General features: G+C 52.9%; 19 protein-coding genes, 2 tRNA genes and 2 other RNA genes. 11 read left to right on the plus strand and 12 right to left on the minus strand.

Features of this window, described 5'->3' with window-relative positions; genetic code table 11:
• The first annotated feature begins 161 nt into the window (after positions 1-161).
• Positions 162-728 carry a cytochrome b gene (locus N7922_RS15520; protein ID WP_263097166.1) on the plus strand — a complete coding sequence of 189 codons (567 nt, stop codon included), beginning with the start codon at positions 162-164 and terminating at the stop codon, positions 726-728.
• 1 nt (position 729) lies between these two features.
• On the plus strand, positions 730-1305 hold the full coding sequence (locus N7922_RS15525) for a YceI family protein (protein ID WP_263097167.1): 576 nt from the start codon (positions 730-732) through the stop codon (positions 1303-1305).
• 36 nt (positions 1306-1341) lie between these two features.
• Here N7922_RS15525 and N7922_RS15530 read toward each other — a convergent pair whose 3' ends face one another.
• The gene (locus N7922_RS15530) at positions 1342-2391 is read right to left on the minus strand and encodes a rhodanese-related sulfurtransferase (protein WP_263097168.1); all 1050 of its coding nucleotides are present in this window, start codon (positions 2389-2391) and stop codon (positions 1342-1344) included.
• Between the two features lie 211 nt (positions 2392-2602).
• Between N7922_RS15530 and N7922_RS15535 the strand changes: the two genes are divergently transcribed.
• From N7922_RS15535 to N7922_RS15550, 4 genes are all read left to right on the plus strand, one after another.
• Positions 2603-3523, plus strand: coding sequence for a Kdo(2)-lipid IV(A) acyltransferase (locus tag N7922_RS15535; RefSeq protein ID WP_263097169.1), 921 nt, complete (start codon positions 2603-2605; stop codon positions 3521-3523).
• Between the two features lie 150 nt (positions 3524-3673).
• Complete coding sequence (gene mdtG, locus N7922_RS15540) at positions 3674-4936, plus strand: multidrug efflux MFS transporter MdtG (RefSeq protein WP_263097170.1); 1263 nt, start codon at positions 3674-3676, stop codon at positions 4934-4936.
• Between the two features lie 172 nt (positions 4937-5108).
• Positions 5109-6491, plus strand: a complete 1383-nt coding sequence (locus N7922_RS15545; protein ID WP_263097171.1) for a glycoside hydrolase family 28 protein — start codon at positions 5109-5111, stop codon at positions 6489-6491.
• A gap of 154 nt (positions 6492-6645) precedes the next feature.
• Positions 6646-7035: a MysB family protein gene (locus tag N7922_RS15550; protein WP_263097172.1), complete on the plus strand. Its 390-nt coding sequence runs from the start codon at positions 6646-6648 to the stop codon at positions 7033-7035.
• On the opposite strand, the gene N7922_RS15555 is transcribed toward N7922_RS15550, so the two are convergent.
• The 3 genes from N7922_RS15555 to mdoG all read right to left on the minus strand — a co-directional run bounded on the left by N7922_RS15555 (position 7036) and on the right by mdoG (position 11392).
• The gene (locus N7922_RS15555; RefSeq protein WP_263097173.1) at positions 7036-7263 is read right to left on the minus strand and encodes a YceK/YidQ family lipoprotein; all 228 of its coding nucleotides are present in this window, start codon (positions 7261-7263) and stop codon (positions 7036-7038) included.
• 72 nt (positions 7264-7335) lie between these two features.
• A complete protein-coding gene (mdoH, locus tag N7922_RS15560; RefSeq protein WP_263097175.1) occupies positions 7336-9864 on the minus strand; it encodes a glucans biosynthesis glucosyltransferase MdoH in 2529 nt (842 codons plus the stop codon).
• Complete coding sequence (gene mdoG, locus N7922_RS15565) at positions 9857-11392, minus strand: glucans biosynthesis protein MdoG (protein WP_088236549.1); 1536 nt, start codon at positions 11390-11392, stop codon at positions 9857-9859. The genes mdoH and mdoG overlap by 8 nt, the downstream gene beginning before the upstream one ends.
• A 272-nt stretch (positions 11393-11664) precedes the next feature.
• Here mdoG and mdoC point away from each other — a divergent pair, with 272 nt between their 5' ends.
• Complete coding sequence (mdoC, locus tag N7922_RS15570; RefSeq protein ID WP_263097176.1) at positions 11665-12813, plus strand: glucans biosynthesis protein MdoC; 1149 nt, start codon at positions 11665-11667, stop codon at positions 12811-12813.
• Between the two features lie 77 nt (positions 12814-12890).
• Here the strand turns inward: mdoC and ymdB are convergent, their stop codons facing one another.
• The 6 genes from ymdB to ghrA all read right to left on the minus strand — a co-directional run bounded on the left by ymdB (position 12891) and on the right by ghrA (position 16913).
• On the minus strand, positions 12891-13433 hold the full coding sequence (gene ymdB / locus N7922_RS15575; protein WP_263097177.1) for an O-acetyl-ADP-ribose deacetylase: 543 nt from the start codon (positions 13431-13433) through the stop codon (positions 12891-12893).
• 101 nt (positions 13434-13534) lie between these two features.
• Positions 13535-13717 carry a hypothetical protein gene (locus N7922_RS15580; RefSeq protein WP_263097178.1) on the minus strand — a complete coding sequence of 61 codons (183 nt, stop codon included), beginning with the start codon at positions 13715-13717 and terminating at the stop codon, positions 13535-13537.
• Between the two features lie 274 nt (positions 13718-13991).
• A complete protein-coding gene (locus N7922_RS15585) occupies positions 13992-14477 on the minus strand; it encodes a DUF1097 domain-containing protein (RefSeq protein WP_263097179.1) in 486 nt (161 codons plus the stop codon).
• A gap of 96 nt (positions 14478-14573) precedes the next feature.
• Positions 14574-15134: a molecular chaperone gene (locus tag N7922_RS15590; protein ID WP_263097180.1), complete on the minus strand. Its 561-nt coding sequence runs from the start codon at positions 15132-15134 to the stop codon at positions 14574-14576.
• 19 nt (positions 15135-15153) lie between these two features.
• Complete coding sequence (locus N7922_RS15595; protein WP_263097181.1) at positions 15154-15891, minus strand: phosphatase; 738 nt, start codon at positions 15889-15891, stop codon at positions 15154-15156.
• A gap of 83 nt (positions 15892-15974) precedes the next feature.
• The gene (ghrA, locus tag N7922_RS15600; protein ID WP_263097182.1) at positions 15975-16913 is read right to left on the minus strand and encodes a glyoxylate/hydroxypyruvate reductase GhrA; all 939 of its coding nucleotides are present in this window, start codon (positions 16911-16913) and stop codon (positions 15975-15977) included.
• A 263-nt stretch (positions 16914-17176) separates the two neighbouring features.
• Between ghrA and N7922_RS15605 the strand changes: the two genes are divergently transcribed.
• From N7922_RS15605 to N7922_RS15620, 4 genes are all read left to right on the plus strand, one after another.
• Positions 17177-17264, plus strand: a tRNA-Ser gene (locus tag N7922_RS15605).
• A 46-nt stretch (positions 17265-17310) separates the two neighbouring features.
• A non-coding RNA gene (locus N7922_RS15610) (RtT sRNA) lies at positions 17311-17447 on the plus strand.
• A 46-nt stretch (positions 17448-17493) separates the two neighbouring features.
• Positions 17494-17630, plus strand: a non-coding RNA gene (locus tag N7922_RS15615) — RtT sRNA.
• 400 nt (positions 17631-18030) lie between these two features.
• Positions 18031-18118: transfer RNA gene (locus N7922_RS15620), tRNA-Ser, on the plus strand.
• A 359-nt stretch (positions 18119-18477) separates the two neighbouring features.
• Here N7922_RS15620 and N7922_RS15625 read toward each other — a convergent pair.
• Both N7922_RS15625 and phoH read right to left on the minus strand, forming a co-directional pair.
• Complete coding sequence (locus N7922_RS15625; protein WP_263097183.1) at positions 18478-19179, minus strand: hypothetical protein; 702 nt, start codon at positions 19177-19179, stop codon at positions 18478-18480.
• A gap of 174 nt (positions 19180-19353) precedes the next feature.
• Entirely contained in the window at positions 19354-20142 is a 789-nt protein-coding gene (phoH, locus tag N7922_RS15630) for a phosphate starvation-inducible protein PhoH (protein WP_263097184.1), read from the minus strand.
• Positions 20143-20599: the final 457 nt, after the last annotated feature.

Raw genomic sequence — 20599 nt, forward strand, 5'->3', positions numbered from 1 at the left:
TATATGATCATTTTTCTCTAACCGACTGAATATATCAGCCGGTTCTCGTTCAAAAAAAATGATATAGAAAAAATAGCAATTCAATTCACCGATTTTCAGTTGCAATATTATTTAACTCACGCCATTTTAAATTAACTCTCTATTAACTTCGGTTAACAATTATGCAATTGCGTAATACCCCATCTCGTTATGGCGTTATTTCCGTTGCCCTGCACTGGTTGGTTGCAATCGCGGTTTATGGCATGTTTGCGCTGGGCTTATGGATGGTCACGTTGAGCTACTATGACGGCTGGTATCACCAGGCACCGGAGCTTCATAAAAGCATCGGTGTGCTACTGATGCTCGGATTAGTGGTGCGCATTGTCTGGCGTTACCTCTCCCCACCACCGCCTGCACTTGCCACCTATTCCCCTCTGACGCGCATTAGTGCTGTGGCCGCGCATATCGCGCTCTACCTGTTGCTGTTTGGCATCATTGTTAGCGGCTATCTGATTTCGACAGCCGACGGCAAACCCATCAACGTCTTCGGCCTGTTTGAAATACCGGCAACCCTGGCTGATGCAGGCGCACAGGCCGACCTGGCCGGGACTGTTCACCTGTGGCTGGCATGGAGCGTTGTCGTGCTCTCTGTTTTGCACGGCCTCGCCGCATTAAAACACCATTTCATCGATAAAGACGTCACTCTCAAGCGCATGCTGGGAAAATCGTCACCTGACTCTGGAGCATAATATGAAGAAAATCCTGCCGGGACTTACCCTCGCCTCGCTGTTATTTGCCGCCGGTTCCGCCGTGGCAGCAGACTATAAAATTGACAAAGAAGGTCAACACGCCTTTGTTAATTTCCGTATTCAGCATCTGGGTTATAGCTGGTTATACGGGACATTCAAAGATTTCGACGGCACCTTTAGCTTTGATGAGGCGAATCCTTCAGCCGATAAAGTTAACATCACCATCAATACCAATAGTGTGGATACCAACCACGCTGAACGCGATAAACACCTGCGCAGCGCGGAATTTCTGAATGTGGCTAAATTCCCGCAAGCGACCTTTACGTCGACAGAGGTGAAGAAAGATGGCGACGGTCTCGACATCACCGGCAATCTGACCCTGAACGGGGTGACAAAACCCGTCACGCTGGATGCAAAACTGATGGGGCAGGGTAACGATCCATGGGGCGGCGTGCGTGCAGGTTTTGAAGCAGCAGGGAAAATTACGCTGAAAGACTTTAACATCACCACCGATTTAGGTCCGGCATCGCAGGATGTTGAGCTGATTATTTCTGTTGAAGGCGTTCGCCAGAAGTAATGACGTCGGAGAGGGCACGCCCTCTCCGCATTACGCTTATTCCGGATCCGGAATGCCCAGTGTAGTGTTCAGGCGACCACGGGATTTATTGAAAATCTTATTCCCATTTTCACGTCCCGCACGGCGCTTACGCTGCTCGTCTTCCGGCAGTGCGCGCTCTTCCTTACACAATTCACTGCAGCACCCGTTGAATTTTTCCGCACAGGCCGGGCACTGGATAAACAGCAAGTGACAACCGTCGTTCAGGCAATTGGTATGTGAGTCGCAGGGCGCGCCACACTGGTGGCAATGGGCAATCACATCCTCAGAAATGCGCTCCCCCATGCGTTCGTCAAAGACAAAGTTTTTACCGATAAAACGCACCGGCAACCCCTGTTCACGGGCCCGGCGAGCGTACTCGATAATACCGCCTTCGATATGCCACACTTTGTTGAATCCGTTGTGCTTCATCCAGGCGCTGGCCTTTTCACAACGGATGCCGCCAGTGCAATACATCACGATTTTCTTATCTTTGTGCTCCTGCATCATCTCTACCGCTTTCGGTAACTGCTCGCGGAACGTATCGGCAGGGATCTCCAGCGCACCATCGAAATGCCCGACTTCATATTCGTAGTGGTTGCGCATATCGATAAAAATGGCCTCAGGATCGTCCAGCATCGCGTTCACGTCCGCCGCTTTCAGGTAATCACCCACATCACTGGCGTCGAAGCTGTCATCATCAATACCGTCCGCGACAATCCGGTCACGCACTTTCATGCGCAGCACCCAGAAAGATTTGCCGTCATCATCAATCGCGGTGTTCATCCGTAGCCCGTCGAGCGCCGGATCAAAGGCATAAACAACGTCGCGGAACGCAGCAAAACGACTTTGCGGCACGCTGATCTGCGCATTGATGCCTTCATGCGCCAGGTAAACACGACCGAAAACGCTCAGCCGCGTAAATGCCTGATACAGCGCATCGCGCGTGACCTGCGGGTTGATGATGGAGAAATACTTATAAAACGAAACGGTGACGCGCGGCTCGGTTTCAGCGAGCATGCGGGCTTTTAATTCATCATTAGAGATGCGGTTGTGTAACACTGGCATGGTGTACGTATCCTGCAAGAGTGAAAAAACGGCGGCATCATAAAGCAAATACGGATAATTTACATCCTTACATTTTGCGCTACATTTTCCTCATTCTCATTACCACATTTCAACAGTTACCCACAAAAACAGGCGTTATGTGCGCTCTGATTTTGGCTAATTCCGAAAAAATGAGAGAATACAGGGAATTGTTGCTTAAAAAAGGACAAACATGACGCATTTACCCAAGTTCTCAGCAGCGCTTCTGCATCCCCGCTACTGGCTAACCTGGCTGGGCATCGGAGTACTGTGGTTAGTCGTTCAGCTCCCTTATCCCGTGATTTATCGCCTCGGCTGCGGTATCGGCCGCCTGGCAAAACACACGATGAAGCGTCGAGTGTCGATTGCACAACGCAATCTTGAGCTCTGCTTTCCGCACATGAGCGACGTTGCTCGCGCAAAACTGGTGGACGATAATTTCGTCTCTGTCGGCATGGGTCTGATGGAAACCGGTATCGCCTGGTTCTGGTCCGATCGTCGTATGGCGCGCTGGATGGATGTCTCCGGCTTTGAACACGTACGTAACGTGCAGGCGCAAGGGCGTGGCATTTTGCTGATCGGCGTCCATTTTTTGACGCTGGAAATCGGTGCCCGCATGTTCGGTATGAATGAGCCCGGTATTGGCGTTTACCGACCTAATGACAACGCGCTTATCGACTGGCTGCAAACCCGGGGTCGCATGCGCTCCAATAAGAGCATGATCGACCGTAAGGATCTCAAGGGTATGATCCGGGCGCTAAAAGCCGGAGAAGTCGTCTGGTATGCGCCTGACCATGACTACGGCCCGCGCGCCAGCGTATTTGCCCCTTTCTTCGCCGTTGAGCAAGCGGCCTCCACCTCCGGTACCTGGATGCTGGCACGTATGTCGCAAGCGTGTATCGTGCCATTTGTTCCGCGTCGAAAACCCGACGGCAAAGGCTATGAGTTAATTATGCTGGAGGCGGAATGCTCCCCGCCGCTTGACGATGCGCAAACAACTGCTGCGTGGATGAATAAGGTTGTGGAGCGCTGCATTATGATGGCGCCAGAACAATATATGTGGCTGCACCGCCGCTTTAAAACCCGACCGGAAGGCGTTCCATCCCGCTACTGATCGCGCACAGCCCGCTGAGCGGGCTGTTTTCTTTTGTCACACATAACTCCCGCCGCACATTGCAGTGACCATCCCGCAGGCGCATAATTAGCATGCTTACCAAATTCAATCACTACTCTGTGCGTTAAAACAACGCCGTTACGGATCGTTATGCCATCCTCTGATGTCCCGATAAACTGGAAACGTAACCTGACTGTTGCCTGGTTTGGATGTTTCCTTACCGGCGCTGCATTTAGCCTAGTGATGCCATTCTTACCACTCTATGTTGAGCTGTTAGGGGTGACCGGTCACAGTGCGCTGAACATGTGGTCGGGGCTGGTTTTCAGCATCACGTTTCTGTTTTCCGCCATTGCCTCTCCATTCTGGGGTGGGCTTGCCGACCGAAAAGGTCGCAAAATTATGCTGCTGCGTTCCGCACTCGGTATGGCAATCGTCATGGCGCTAATGGGGCTTGCTCAAAACGTCTGGCAGTTCCTGATCCTGCGGGCCTTACTCGGTTTACTGGGCGGCTTTATTCCTAATGCCAATGCGCTCATCGCAACACAAATTCCGCGGAATAAAAGCGGCTGGGCGCTCGGTACGCTTTCCACTGGCGGCGTGGCGGGCGCGCTTCTCGGGCCACTTGCTGGCGGTCTGCTGGCAGATACGTGGGGCCTGCGAATGGTCTTTTTTATCACCGCCTCAGTGCTGTTTATCTGCTTTCTGCTGACGCTGTGTTATATCCGTGAAAATTTTGTCCCGGTGGCAAAACGTGAAATGCTGCACGCCAGAGAGGTTTTTGCTTCGCTCAAAAACCCGAAACTGGTGCTAAGCCTGTTTATCACCACCATGATTATCCAGGTTGCCACCGGCTCCATCGCCCCCATCCTGACGCTATATGTACGTGAACTGGCGGGCAACGTTAGCAATATTGCGTTTCTCAGCGGAATGATTGCGTCAGTGCCTGGTGTTGCAGCCCTGCTCAGCGCACCGCGTCTGGGTAAACTGGGCGATAGAATCGGCCCGGAGAAGATCCTGGTCGCTGCGCTGGTGATTTCAGTGCTGTTACTCATCCCCATGTCGCTGGTGCAAACGCCGTGGCAGCTGGGCGTGTTGCGCTTTTTGCTGGGCGCGGCGGACGGTGCGCTGTTGCCCGCCGTGCAGACGCTATTGGTGTATAACTCCACCAATCAGATAGCCGGGCGTATTTTCAGTTATAACCAGTCATTTCGTGATATCGGTAATGTCACCGGCCCACTGGTTGGCGCGGCCATTTCCGCCAGTTTCAGCTTCCGCGCAGTATTCTGCGTGACGGCAGGCGTCGTTCTGTTTAATGCCCTCTATTCGTGGTTCAGTCTGCAACGCCCGGCCCGTTCCACCACCGTGGAAAAAGAACGCCCGCGAGTACAGCAAACACTGCCGACTGACGATTAAATCCATACCACGACACAATGGACATTTGCCTGAAATCTGCCTGACGCAGCGCACAAAAAATGCGCAGGTAATCAGGCGAATGACCCATATTCCGTAAAGCGTGAGCTGGCTTCGCATGGAAAGGAAATGATGGTGTTATTTTTTAAAAACACCATTTCAATAAGGAGTTTCCATGCGTAAACGGATCACGTTGTCTTGCCTCACCGCCTGTATTGCCTCCCTTTCACCCCTCAGTTCCAGCTTTGGCGCGAGTGATGTGAAATTCCCCGATAAAGTGTGTAACGTCACCCACTACGGCTCGGAAGGCCACAGATTGCAAATCGACCTCAATACGACCGCTATTCAACAAGCCATTAATGATTGCGCCCAGGCTGGCGGCGGAACCGTGCTGATCCCTCGCGGTAATTACCTTACTAACCCGTTGTTTCTGAAAAGCAATGTACAGCTAAAGCTGGAGAAAGACGCCACGCTGGTTGCTTCTACCGAGATTGCCGCCTGGCGCGCCAATGAACAATCCCGCTATGCCGAAGCGGAAAATGGCTGGTTGCCGTTTATCAGCATTGCCAATGCCAGCAACGTCGCCATTACCGGGGAAGGCACCATTGACGGCCAGGGGGCTGTCTGGTGGGAGCGCTGGCGGGAAAATATTCGCGCGACGGGTAAAAAAGGCGGTACCGATCGCCCAAGGCTGGTGTATATCAAGCAATCCAGTAACGTGCTGATAGAAGGGATCACGCTCACGCACTCCCCCAGCTTCCATATCGTCATGCGTTATTCTCACGATATTGACGTCAATAAAACGCGCATTTTATCGCCCTGGCATGCGCCAAACACGGATGCCATCGACCCTATCGATAGCCAGAACATCCGCATCACCCATAATTTTATTGACTGTAATGACGATCATATCGCCATCAAAGCTGAAAAACCGGACAGCCGTTTTCCGGACGGCGTAGTGGAAAATATTTATATTGCGAACAATACGCTCAAACAAGGGCGCGGTATTTCGATTGGCAGTGAAAGTGCTGGCGGGGTAAATAACGTACTGGTTGAAAACAATACGTTTGAAGGATCGATGTACGGGATCCGGATAAAAAGCCCGCGAGGCAAAGGTGGCGAGGTAAAAAATATTGTCTACCGGAATACACAAATGCACGACGTTGAAGTCCCGCTGGTGTTTTCCGCCTATTACAAAGCGGCGCCAATTGTGCAAGCCGAGGTGGATAAAATGCTCGAAGGCGGCGGCTTCACGCTGGGTGAGCAAATTTACCCGCCAGACAGCGACGCCAAACAGCCGTTTGATAAATACAAAACGCCGCATTTCAGCAATATTACCGTCGAGGATTTAACCTCCACCGGGAACAGCAAAGCCGCCGCATTTATTATTGGCACGCCGGAAGCTCCGCTCAGCGGGTTCCACTTCACCAACGTCAATATTGAGGCTGTGCGTGGTCTTCGCGTACGCAACGCCGAACTGGAGACCAAAGGGCTCAATATCAAGGTGGTGGAAGGCCCGGTGATTCAGCAGGACGCGGGAGTGAAGATCAGCCATTGACCGTCAGACGCACTGCTTTTCCGGGCGGTGCGTCCCTTCTTTTGTCCTGACTTCATGCATTCGTTACGGACAACACAATTCGCAATTTGACGCTCTCAATACCAGCGTCTATAGGTTTCTGCATACCTTTTTTCCTCTCGCTAAGGAGTTAGATATGGCCGATTCCAACCTGAATTTTTACTCGACGCTCTCTGAAGCAATTGATGCTGCCCGCGAAGAATTCCTCGCCAGTAATCCTGAGCTGGATGAAGAAGGGGCGAACGTCCAGCAATTCAATGTGCAGAAATACGTTCTGCAGGACGGTGATATCGCATGGCAGGCTGAATTTTTTGCCGATGAAGACGAGCCCGGTGAATGTCTGCCCATGCTCAGCGGCGAGGCGGCACAAAGCGTATTTGACGGCGAGTATGATGAAATAGAGATAAGCCAGGAGTGGCTGGAGGAGAATACCCTGCACGAATGGGACGAAGGCGAGTTTCAGCTTGAACCCCCACTCGATACAGAGGAGGGGCAGACCGCTGCCGACGAATGGGACGAGCGCTGATCACTCGTACGGACCGTGATGGGCATCTATAGGTAGCAATAAGGTATCGAACACCAGCGAGAAGGGTAAGTCCAGCACGGTGATATAACGCCACGCGGAGTCGCGGACGTCCCACTTCACCCCCGGGTAGTATTGATTTCCATGGCCCTGCCCGGGGATCGTCCGGCTGATGATGCTACCGCACCCACTCAGCAAACATGCCATCACAACGACCACTATCACTTTCACCTGCTACCCCGCCTCAACATTTGTGGATAAAAAAATACCGGCGCTCAGGCCGGTATTTTCCTTATTGTCGGCTTACTTCGCCTTCAGCGCCAGCGGATTAAGCTTCAGCGTCTCGTAATAACTAACCCAGGACAAATATTTCTCCGGGGCTGACCATACGCGGTAATGCATCCGCGACAGCGTAACCGGGTCACTTAGCAGCACCAAACGACGATCGCGATTCAGTTTCTCCGGCGTTTCATTCAGCGCCTGTTCAACGTGACGATCGCGGGCGATTTCCAGCACATGGCTTGCGCGGTGACGCGCTGTTGCCATCGCTGTCGCCAGCGCATTGAAGGACGGGTTAAACACCGCATGCATAAAACCATCATCCAGCGAGCGCGAGCGGTTCAGCTCCAGGTACGTATCTGTGTCCACCAGCACTTTAGGCGGTGAATACTCTTCCGGGATCAGGAACAGCTTCCAGCGTTTGGTGCGCAAACCGATTGTTGAGCGGCTGGAGATAACCGATACAAACGGCGACAGGATCAGCGAGAAGACAATCGGCGCCAGCCAGAACAGGAAGCGCAAATCCAGCCAGGCCATGCCCACTGCCCATACCAGCCCCAGCAGCAACTGCGAACCATGGCGCATAAAAGCCTCGCCCCACGGCGTGGAGTCATCATCACGCTGCGGTGAGTTCCATACCACTTCCCAGCCCAGGAACGCGCTCACCACAAACACTGTGTGGAACAGCATGCGCACCGGCGCCAGCAGCACGGAGAACAGCACTTCAAGCAGCAGTGAAAGCGTCACGCGGATGAAACCGCCAAACTCTTTTGGCCCTTTGCACCACACCAGAATGATACTCAGCAGCTTCGGCAGGAACAGCAGCACCATCGTTGATGCGAAAAGCGCGATGGCCAGCTCCGGACGCCACTGCGGCCATACCGGGAAAAGCTGGCGTGGCTGCAGGAAGTACTGCGGCTCGGTCAGGGCATGCACCACCTGCAACGCTGTGGAAAGTGCCAGGAACATAAACCACAGCGGCGCAGAAAGATAAGACATCACGCCGGTCAGGAACACGGCGCGGTGCACCGGGTGCATCCCTTTTACCAGGAACAGGCGGAAGTTCATCAGGTTACCGTGGCACCAGCGGCGATCGCGTTTCAGCTCATCCAGCAGGTTGGGCGGCAGCTCTTCATACGAGCCCGGCAGATCATAGGCGATCCACACGCCCCATCCGGCACGGCGCATCAACGCCGCTTCCACAAAGTCGTGCGACAGAATGGAACCGGCAAAAGACCCTTCACCAGGCAGCGGCGCCAGTGCGCAGTGCTCAATAAACGGCTTCACACGGATAATGGCGTTATGGCCCCAGTAGTGCGATTCACCCAACTGCCAGAAATGCAGGCCCGCGGTAAACAACGGCCCGTATACGCGGGTGGCGAACTGCTGGCAACGCGCGTAGAGCGTGTCCATACCGGATGCTTTCGGCGAAGACTGGATGATCCCGGCATTCGGGTTCGCTTCCATCAGACGCACCAGCCCGGTCAGGCACTCGCCGCTCATCACCGAGTCAGCATCGAGCACCACCATATAGCTGTACTGGCTGCCCCAGCGACGGCAGAAGTCGTCAATGTTGCCACTCTTGCGTTTCACGCGGCGGCGGCGGCGACGGTAGAAAATCTGACCTTCGCCCTGCACTTCGGCAATCAGTTCCATCCAGGCTTTCTGTTCCGCAACGCAGATATCCGGGTTGTAGCTGTCGCTGAGGACATACACGTCGAAGTGCTGTTGCTGCCCGGTCGCTTTCACCGACTCCCACGTTGCACGCAGGCCAGCGAAAACGCGGTCCACGTCCTCGTTACAGATCGGCATAATCAACGCGGTGCGATGCTCAGGATTCAGCGGTTCATCGCCAACGGTCGACGCCGAAATGCTGTACTTATCCCGGCCTATCAGCAGTTGCAGAAAGCCCATCAACGCGGTCCAGAAACCTGCAGAAACCCAGCAGAACAACACGGCGAACAGGATCAGGATGCCGGTTTGCAGCACATACGGCAGTAGCTGCATAAAGGAAACCCACAGATCCTGGCCTGCCATATCGGTTGGCGTGATCAACGCCCACCCCTGATAAGGCAGGATAGTTTTCATATACCAGGTTGCGACCACGGTCTGCGCCAGCGTCAGCAGCAGCAGAATATAGCGACGGATGGAACCGACCGTGCGCCATTTCTGTTCGTGAGCCTGCTCTTCTTTGGTCAGACGCGCGAGATAACGCGGAGCGACTTCGCGCCCACGCAGGCGATCCCAGAAACGGCCAATCGGGTTTGTACGCCAGGGGTCCGGAAACATGGAGGAGCGTTTTGCCTTCGGCATTGCCTGCAGTTGCGCGCGCCCTTCATCATCTTTAATCAGTTGGTCTTTCGCCAAAGAGTCTGGCCAACTGCCTTCCAGACGTGCAGCGACAGAGCCCAGCGGGGTGTCATCTTCACGTTCCCATGGCGTATGTTCCACATCCAGCGCGGTGTGCACGCGCTGGAGACTGTCTGTCGGCAACGCCGCCTTCTTCTCGTCCGGAAGCGGCAGCGCGTCGATATACTCAGTTATCTTATTCATTGGCAGGTAGCTGATAGCTCCAGGTTTCACTCAGGGTCTGATCGGCATTGACCAGCGCTGCACGCATATCCGTCGTTTTCTTCGGATCTTTCACTTTCACACGCAGCATCAAACGCCAACCTTGCGTAACCGGGTTATAGCGAACGGTGTTTTCAACGATCTCGCCGTTATCGCCAATGCTGGCTTGCGCAGTGACAGGGGTATTTTGCGGCAGTTTTTTCATGTCCTGGCCAGTGAAATCCACCACAAACGCGATGGTGCCGTCTGGCTGACGGATAAGATTTGACTGTTTCACATCCCCCGTAGAACGACGAGTCTGCAATACCCAGGCATTATCCGGTGCATGCAGCTTGTCTTCGTCACGGCTAAAGGTGATGGTGTATTTGAAGTTCATCTCTTTACCGGGTTCCGGCAGTTGGTCCGGTGTCCAGTAAGCGACAATATTATCGTTGGTTTCATCGTTGGTTGGAATTTCAACCAATTCAACTTTCCCTTTGCCCCACTCCCCTTTCGGCGTTACCCACGCGCTCGGGCGCAGATCGTAGCGGTCATCGATATCTTCAAAACGGGAGAACTGGCGCCCGCGCTGCAGCAAACCAAAGCCCTGCGGGTTTTCCATCGCATAGCTGCTCACCGCCAGATGTTTCGGGTTGTTCAGCGGACGCCAGATCCACTCGCCATTACCGGCCAGCATCGACAACCCGTTAGAGTCGTGCAATTCAGGACGGTAGTTGGTAGCAGACGACGGCTGAGCAGGCCCAAACAGGAACATACTGGTCAGTGGGGCGACCCCAAGTTTGCCGACTTTATCGCGCAGGTAAACTTTCGACTGCACGTCAACCACGCTATCCCTGCCTGGGATAATCACGAAACGATACGCGCCGGTAGCACGTGGCGAGTCCAGCAATGCATAGATAGTCAGGCGTTTATCCGTCGGTTTCGGACGCTCGATCCAGAACTCACGAAAACGCGGGAACTCTTCACCAGACGGCAGCGCCGTATCAATCGCCAGACCGCGCGCGGAAAGGCCGTAAACCTGGCCTGCACCGATCACGCGGAAGTAACTGGCGCCCAGCATGCTGACGATTTCATCGTTTTTGTCTTTATTATTGATGGGGTAAAGAACTTTGAAACCCGCAAAACCCAGATCTTTGACCGTGTCTTTATCGTGCTGGACATTGCCGAAATTGAAGTAGTCCGGGTTGTATTTGATTTGGCGAACGGCGGTGGCGGTCACTTCATTGATGGTCACCGGCGTGTCGAAGTACATACCCTGGTGGTAAAACTCAAGCTTAAACGGGGTGTTGGTCGCGTTCCAGTAGGCTTTATCGTGGTTAAACTGGATCTGCTGATAGTCCGCGTATTTCATTTCACGGAACACAGAGGGCAAGTTGCTCTTGGGCGCTTCGTAGCCTTTGCCGGCCAGGGATTGTGCCTGTTTTGCGACATCATCAATAGAAAAAGCCCAGCCCGATGACGTATAAAGTGACAACAGTACCGCTGCACCTACCCAACGCATTTTCATCATTCGTAATTTAGGTTTCATAATAACTAAGCACTTCCCCCTTTGTGTGCTTAAATCGATCCGATCCATTTTAATGGAAACTCACGCAATCCGACAACTGAATCCCCGCATTGTTCTGCATGCCGGCTCAGTGAATAAACAATTGAAACTAACCCTTTATCGTTTTGCGAGCTATCCTGGAGACAGGATCCCGGTCGTAGTGTAGGGTTAGTTGCGAATGTAATCATTATTTGTCTTATGGATAAGACGAAAAGTCTGAGAATGCACAGAGTTATATGACCAGAGCCCCTGCACAACGTGAATATTTCCTCGATTCCATACGCGCATGGCTGATGCTGCTCGGAATCCCCTTCCACATATCGCTGATCTATTCAAGCCATATGTGGCATGTCAACAGCATCTACCCCTCGTGGTGGCTAACGCTGTTCAACGACGCCATTCATGCGTTCCGCATGCAGGTATTTTTCGTTATTTCCGGTTATTTTTCATACATGCTTTATCTGCGTTATCCGATGCAACGCTGGTGGACGCTTCGCGTTGAGCGCGTCGGTATTCCCATGCTGACTGCTATTCCCCTGTTGACGCTACCGCAATTTATTATGTTGCAATATGTGAAAGACAAAACCGGCGAATGGCACGCCCTCTCGACTTATGACAAATTCAATACTCTGTGCTGGGAACTGATTTCCCATTTATGGTTTCTGTTAGTGCTTGTTGTATTAACGACAATCGGCATGTGGTTGTTTAAAAAAATAAAAAACAATGCGCAACGCTTCCTGGGGGCTATTTCTCTGGGCAAGCTCTCATTGTGGTTTCTGCTGTTTGGCATTGTCTGGGCAGTGGTGCGCCGAATAATCGTTATCACCTGGCCGGAAATATTGCGCGATGCGCTGTTTAATTTCGCGGTGATGCAGTCGCTGTTTTACATTCCGTTTTTCCTTCTTGGCGCGCTAACGTTTATCAATCCGCGGCTGAAGTCGTTGTTCACCACCCCGTCTCCGTGGTGTGCGGTAGGGTCATTACTGGCGTTTGCTGCGTATCTGCTCAATCAGCATTACGGTAACGGTGATGCCTGGCTGTATGAAACCGAATCCATCATTACTATGCTGCTGGGATTGTGGATGGTTAACGTGGTGTTCTCACTGGGACACCGCTTGCTGAATTTCCAGTCGGCGCGGGTGACCTATTTCGTTAACGCTTCGCTGTTTATCTATCTGGTGCACCATCCTCTGACGCTGTTATTCGGCGCCTGGATAACCCCGCACATTCAGTCAAATCTCTTAGGTTTTATTACCGGGTTGGTGTTTGTTGTGGGTGTTGCTGTGCTGTTGTATGAAATGCACCTGCGCATCCCGCTGCTGCGCTTCCTCTTCTCCGGAAAACCGCAGGAGAAAAATGCACAACCGCAGGTCACAACACATTAACCAGGCTGGCTGCTGCTTTGGTCTTCAAACCAGCCACTGAATCCACCAACCAGACCAGCCAGGCAAATGACTGCATATCAGCGGGCCGGTTCATCTCCCAGTTGAGTAAGCAAGCGTTGATAAAGTCGGGTGGTGTCATCGTCATAGCAAACAAAGTATATCTGCTGCAGGTGGTGATGCCGGGCGAGATAATCTGTAACCGTATTGACGGCAATCTCCGCAGCCGCTGCTTTCGGATAACCATACACACCGGTGCTGATCGCCGGGAAAGCGATGGTCATATAGCCGTTCGCTTCGGCCAGTTGCAGACTGTTGCGGTAAGCGTCTTCCAGCAACCGGGCTTCATGCTCATCCCCGCCGCGCCAGACAGGCCCCACCGTGTGGATCACGGCTTTCGCGCGTAAATTTCCAGCAATGGTGATAACGGCGTGTCCGGGAGGGCATTCCCCCTGCTGCTGGCGCACCTGCTTGCACGCATCCAACAACGCTGGCCCCGCCGCACGGTGGATCGCGCCATCGACGCCCCCGCCACCAAGCAATGACGGGTTTGCCGCATTGACGATGACATCAACATCAAGGGTGGTGATATCCCCCTGAAGCACTTGTATACGTGGTTGCATCTTTGCCCCCTTTCCGGCTGCTAACCCACTCACACTCTTAAGTGTATCCTGGCCTGCAAGGAAATGACGGGCATCGCATGCTCCTCACAGTACCTGCACAATCAGTTGTAGGCGACGTCAATAATTGCCATCGAATGCTGTTGGTTAAGGTAGCGCATCTGCACTTTTTCGAATACGGAAACGGATTGAGGGGCTGCGGCGATGGCACTCAAATCAATGCGCTGGATCGGTTTTGTGGCATTTTGTGGACACGCAATAACCAGTGTGTGCGGTACAGTCTGCATGTCACACCCCTCTTCGACAATTGCCCCCCGAAAAGCAATATTTCCCCTGTCAGTAGAAGCAGTAGCAGAGCAGGAACTGGCAATGGTAAATCCGGCAAGAGCGAAAACACACAGGTTAAAAAGACGCATAAGCACCTCAGGACACCTTCTATTCATCATACTGGTATGACCAGGAATTAAGATGGCATAGCTGCGAATTTTTTGAAACTAACGCATTGATGAATTTAATGTAAGTGCTTAAAACAGCATATATTCACATAAAAAAAAGGATTATTTAATTTAGAGAAGTTTTTTCTGAGGGAAGCACTGGCTCGCGCCGGGAGGCCAGCCACAGGCCGCTGTTTTTCATCGCATATCCAAACAGTAAACCAACAGCCAGTGACGGCATTACCAGCCGCCAGTCACCCTGACCGGCAAAGGTGGCACAAGCGCCAATAAATGTGCCTGGCACAAAGGAGAGCAACAGACTTTTTGCCTGCATACACATCAAGAATGCGACCATACCGGTCATCACATAACCGAATATTTCCAGATGCGGAGCCAGCGCCGCGCCGTGAATAATCACCTGCGCCCAAACCACGCCGCTCATGACCGTACAGGTGGAGATCAACAGTCCTTTAATACCGCCTTGTGGGCAGGCGAAATAAGCCGTGCAACCGAGAAAACCCGCCCAGCTTAATAAGCCAAGGGATACGGCTACCCAGCCCCACAGGCCAGAGAGGATCCCCGTTGTCAGTGCAATAGAAAGAAGTATGTTCATGGTGCGCATCATAGCAGATGCGCACCCTATTTATGCGATACGGAGCACGTTAGTTGAAAGAACAAATGTCTTGTTGCATTAAAGTTGTGATCTACATCACAATTTCTCGTCAGATTCTTCCTGCAACTCATCCCACATGGCGGCAATCGCATCACGGGCAAGCTGCGCCATCGTACGCCAGAACGGCGTGGTGGCATGCGCTTCAACCTTGCCGAAAAAGGTGCCGCACCAGGGTAGCAGATAATCAGCAAACAGGGTTTCAAGCGCCTCACTCTCGTCTTCAGCCGACTGGTCTTCCAGCCAGGATGCAGCCAGCAGTAACGTACCGATATGATCGGCCGGGGTATCGGTTAATGGCATCCCACGGGTCGATAAAAATGCACGGATCTCAACTTCAGTCGCCCCTTCAACCCAGGCACTGCGGAACGGCGATACGCGGCACTCGTCGCCAACGAAAAGAGCGTTATAATCCGCCGCCAGCGCTTGCATATCGCAGCTTTTTTGCAAACGTTCCAGCAGTTCATCCTGCTCCAGCGGCCAGCTCTCCGCCAGTTTTCCTTCACGGATCAGGGTGTACAGCGGCACCAGCAGCGGATCTTGCGGCTGGCGATAAAACAGCGAGCCGAGCACCCGGCAGAGGATTGAAAATTCGTTCATTCAGTTGTTCCAGTCAGTATTAAAGTTCAGCAAATTCGGTAATCGGCGCCATTCCGCGCGACTCAAGGAAGCTCAGTAAACGGCGTGGAGAGACATTAAGGATACGATCTTCCGGGAAGTCGACCTCATCGAGGATCTTTCGACACTCGTCAAACTCACCCAATGTGAAAGCGGTATGCGAGTCTGAACCGAGCGCGACCCATCCCCCGGCATCACGTACGGCCGCCGCAACCGCACGGCAGTTTTCTTCACTGCCTTTACGGGAGTGCAAAAACGAAGAGTTGTTAATTTCCAGCGCCACATCGTATTTCGCCGCTGCGGCGGCAATCGCCGGAATATCGACCGGGAATTTAGGGTTACCCGGGTGGCTAATGATATGCACGTTACCACTGGCCATCGATGCAATCATTGCCTGCGTGTGCGTCGCTTCATCCTGAGGAGGAAACACCGGTTCATGAAACCCGGCGATGATCAGATCCAGCGACGTGAGCATTGGCCCGCTGCAATCAATCTCACCGTCCGTGTTTTTAATGTTGGCCTCAATGCCACGCAGAATACCAACCCCATCCACCAGACGCGGCCAGATACGCATATTAACGAAGTGCCAGTAATGTGGCGCATCTGCCATGTCCGGGCCATGGTCGGTAATGGCAAAGAGTCGAATGCCTTTACGTTTCGCTTCGGCAATATAGTCATGCAGGGTACTGTAAGCGTGGGTGCTGGCGACGGTATGCATATGCAGGTCAACGGGATACATGTTTCACTCCTGTAGTTATTTCTGCAAGGATAGCAGTTATCGTTATGCAGTTTAATGAAAACCCGGCATGACCGGGTATGTCATCAATAGCCGCGCTGCCGATCAACAAGCCCGCTGACCGGCTGACCGTGCTCAAGTTGCAAGATAGTCTGCGTAATAAAGGCAATCGCCTCTGCCGGGCGGGTTACGGCAGCCATATGCGGCGTTATTGCCACGCGTGGGTGTGCCCACAACGGATGAGTCGCGGGCAACGGCTCCTGATTAAACACATCCAGCATTGCTCCCTTCAATTTGCCCTTATTCAGCGCCTGCAACAGATCCTCCTCGACCAGATGAACGCCACGCGCCAGGTTCATGACATAGCTATCGTCTGCCAGTTGGCCGAGCAATGCACGATCGATGATCCCCACTGTCTCCGGCGTGTTCGGCAGCAGGTTAATCAGCACCCGCGTGCCGTGCAGGAAATCCCCCAACTCAGCAGCGCCAGCAAAACTTGTCACACCGGGCAGTGATTTTCGGCTGCGGCTCCAGCAACGCAGCGGGAATCCCCATGCAAGAAGGCTTTCCGCAACCTTTCCGCCCAGCACACCGGCACCAAGAATGCCAATGGTGAAATCTTCACGTTGATACTCATCAAGCGGCTTCCATTGCGCTTGCAGCTTCAATTGCTGGTAATCATCAAAACGACGGAACCAGTGCAGCACCTGGCTTACCGCGTACTCCTGCATCTGCTGCCCCATGCCGGTATCTTCCAGCCGGAACAGCGGTACTGATTCTGCCAACATTTCCGGGTGAGCTTTCAGCTGACCCAGAATAGAATCCACCCCGGCGCCGAGTGCGAAAACCCCCTTTAATGCGCGCCCTTTTAGCATGTCGACGGGGGGATGCCAAACCAGCGCATAGTCTGCGGGTGCATCATCGCCTTTTACCCAGGCGCGAATGTTCGCCTGTGGTAGCGCGTTGCTCAACGCCGCTATCCAGTACTCAGTATTAAAAGAGGGGTGATAAAAGATAATGTCCATATCAACTCCAGAACGTGTTGTGTGGTATCCGCATCATTGGCGGAGCTGTTGTGTATGATTTTATGAGGAAAGCAGCATAACAAATTTCTCTTGTGCAACGCGGAGAAACTCCGGTGCCGAGAAAAAAAGCGATTTCAGGATGTTTAAGAAGCATGTTGCTTGAAGTTTGTCTAAACGCGTTAATTTATTGAAAAAGAAGATTGACGGCTTTCGTGCTTTTCCCTACATTAGCGCCCGTCCCGTTAATAACGGGAAGACAATGTGGTGAGGTGTCCGAGTGGCTGAAGGAGCACGCCTGGAAAGTGTGTATACGGCAACGTATCGGGGGTTCGAATCCCCCCCTCACCGCCATCATTTCAGATGAGAGCCTGTACGAAAGTACCGGCTCTTTTCTTTTATATTCTCCCGAAAAGGGGGGATGAGAACCCCCGACCGGGGTCCGACAACGGACAATTGTCCGTTGGACAGATGACGAGCCCGCGAGGAAGCTGCCCGCAGGGCGAGCGCAGCGAGTCAATCCCCCCCTCACCGCCATCATTTCAGATGAGAGCCTGTACGAAAGTACCGGCTCTTTTCTTTTATATTCTTCCGCACCGGGGGGATGAGAACCCCCGACCGGGGTTCGACAACGGACAATTGTCCGTTGGACAGATGACGAGCCCGCGAGGAAGCTGCCCGCAGGGCGAGCGCAGCGAGTCAATCCCCCCCTCACCGCCATCATTTCAGATGAGAGCCTGTACGAAAGTACCGGCTCTTTTCTTTTATATTCTTCCGCACCGGGGGGATGAGAACCCCCGAGCGGGGTCCGACAACGGGCAACTGCCCGTTGGACAGATGACGAGCCCGCGAGGAATCTGCCCGCAGGGCGAGCGAAGCGAGTCAATCCCCCCTCACCGCCATCTGCGCTAACCTCGTATAACTGATGGCGCTGCACCCTACCAGACCCGGCCGCGACTGTTTTTCTCTTCACAAATAGCCTTACGACCAGCGTCACACTGTCCATTGCTCATACCTTAAGCGAACAATCCGCAAAGCGGAAAATCTGCTTGACCGTTTTAGTTCAACTCCCTATAGTAGCGCCCCGTTGCCCCCTAAGAGGGTGGCGGCAATACAATGTGGTGAGGTGTCCGAGTGGCTGAAGGAGCACGCCTGGAAAGTGTGTATACGGCAACGTATCGGGGGTTCGAATCCCCCCCTCACCGCCATCATCTCAGATGAGAGCCTGTACGAAAGTACCGGCTCTTTTCTTTTATATTCTCCCGCACAGGGGGGATGAGAACCCCCGACTGGGGTTCGACAACGGGCAACTGCCCGTTGGACAGATGACGAGCCCGCGAGGAAGCTGCCCGCAGGGCGAGCGAAGCGAGTCAATCCCCCCCTCACCGCCATCATTTCAGATGAGAGCCTGTACGAAAGTACCGGCTCTTTTCTTTTATATCCTCCCGAAAAGGGGGAATGAAAACCCCCGCCCCGGAACCTGCACTTCGCTTTATCAGACCTCGGAACGGATTCACCCTACCCGGCATGTAGAGAGCACTTCCCACGAAGTACGCTTTCCCAACTCTTACTGCAAAAACTGATCTTTGGTTTCATTGAAATCCCGCAGGCAACTCGCCATATAGCTGCGCGTCACATCATTAACCTTCTGATAATTATTGGCTTCCCATTCTGCAAGCGGTGCCTTAATCGGCTCTGGCGTACAGTTCAGCCTAGCGACATCATATTTTTTCGTCGAGTGATCTTTGCTGCGCGTGATGACAGTGGAATAGTGCAGCTCAAAGTTTTCCCCGCCAGACAGATTTTCGTAAACCAGCATCCAGACATAAGGCCGGATCTCAATCGGATTTTGTAACTGACCAGCCGCTTTTTCTGCGACTGAAGATTGCAGCGACTTTTCCATCTCTTCACTGAAATACGTCACGGACGGATTAGACAACGTGGTAATGGGCGTCCCCACCAGATCATACTTCGTAAACCCGGTCGCCTGAGAGCCACCGGGGGCGAATGCGCCCACAATAAAGCTCAATGTTGTCAGTGCCGCCACTTTGCTGGTATCAGCACGTGTGATGTAGCGCAGTGCGGTATCGGTTGACTGATGGAAGTCCGTTTTTAATTGTTCATAACCATCAATCTTCAGCGTGGAACCATTGTCAGCTTTGATAACCGTGGTTTTCACCACTTTTTCAGTTGGCGGTAAAGGCTTATGACTACAACCAGCCAGCATGAGGGAAAGCGCGAGCGCTGAGAGCGTAAAAAGGGGTTTCATTGGTTGATATCCTTACCAAAAAGACAATAAACATAGGGCGCGACGAACGCCTCAACGGTTATCGGCGAAGAACCAGACATACTTTATGAATGCGGAAGGCAAATTCCAGGGGGGAATAAAAGCAAAAGCCCGGTATTGCTTAAGCAGACCGGGCTTTTAGGTTAGATAAGGGTATTAATCATAGGCTTTCAGCGTGCGCTGACACAGTGCGGAACGTACGCAGTCATCTTTGTTAAAGCGTACGACGCCGATCATCTCGTCTTCCTCAAAACGCGCCAGCGCATCGCTCAGGCCCGACTTCACGCCGGAAGGCAAGTCACACTGGGTAATATCACCATTGACGATGACGGTCACGTTTTCCCCGAGGCGCGTTAAAAACATTTTCATTTGCGCAGCCGTGACATTCTGAGCCTCATCAAGAATGACCACCGCATTTTCAAAGGTACGTCCGCGCATATAGGCGAACGGCGCGATCTCCACCTTACCGATCTCTGGTCGCAGGCAGTATTGCATAAAGGACGCACCCAGGCGTTTTACCAACACGTCATAGACGGGCCGGAAATAAGGCGCGAACTTCTCCGAGATATCGCCGGGTAAGAAGCCAAGATCTTCATCGGCTTGCAGGACCGGCCGGGTCACAATAATCCTCTCCACGTCCTTATGGATCAGAGCCTCCGCCGCTTTCGCCGCGCTGATCCAGGTTTTACCGCATCCGGCTTCGCCAGTTGCGAAGATCAGTTGTTTACTCTCGATAGCATTCAGGTAGTGCTCCTGAGCTTCGTTGCGTGCGGCAATTGGAGAAGTATCACGGCTGTCCCGCGCCATGCCAATTGCTTCTACGCCACTCATCTGCACAAGCGAGGTGACCGACTCTTCTTCACGTTGTTTATGGCTGCGTGAATCACGTCTCAGCACGCGTTTCGCTTCACGACGAGCTTTGATCACTGCTTTTTGTCTTCCCATGGATAGCACCTTGAGTTGTTGGTTTACATCACACGCGCCATGAGCGACGCGATTATGCGCACGAACGTCTGAGGGTTGGCTTCCTTGTAAGCCATGGCTTGCCTTTGTAAATGACGTGGCAGAACAGACAACAGCATCGTCTGTCACATCGTTGGAAAGAGAGATGAAAAAAGAGGAGGAAAATTCAGGGGCGAAGAAGTCGCTGCCGGAGGTCGCACCTCCGTGCCGGTTTTTGCGTGGTCTTTTTGTTTGTCCGCTACAGGACCTAACCATCCGCGATCTCCTGGTGACGTCATCACCGCAGGGTCTCAACGCTTTAATTAATTACATCAAAGCTTATCATCATTGCAACATTATTTTTACGAAACCATAACGTGCAAGACCGCTGCGTCGTTGCAGAAAGTGTCTGCTACGAATATTACAGAAAGATAACAGATACTTTCTAATACGAAAAAAT

Source organism: Kosakonia sp. ML.JS2a, assembly GCF_025642095.1.
Lineage (GTDB): Bacteria > Pseudomonadota > Gammaproteobacteria > Enterobacterales > Enterobacteriaceae.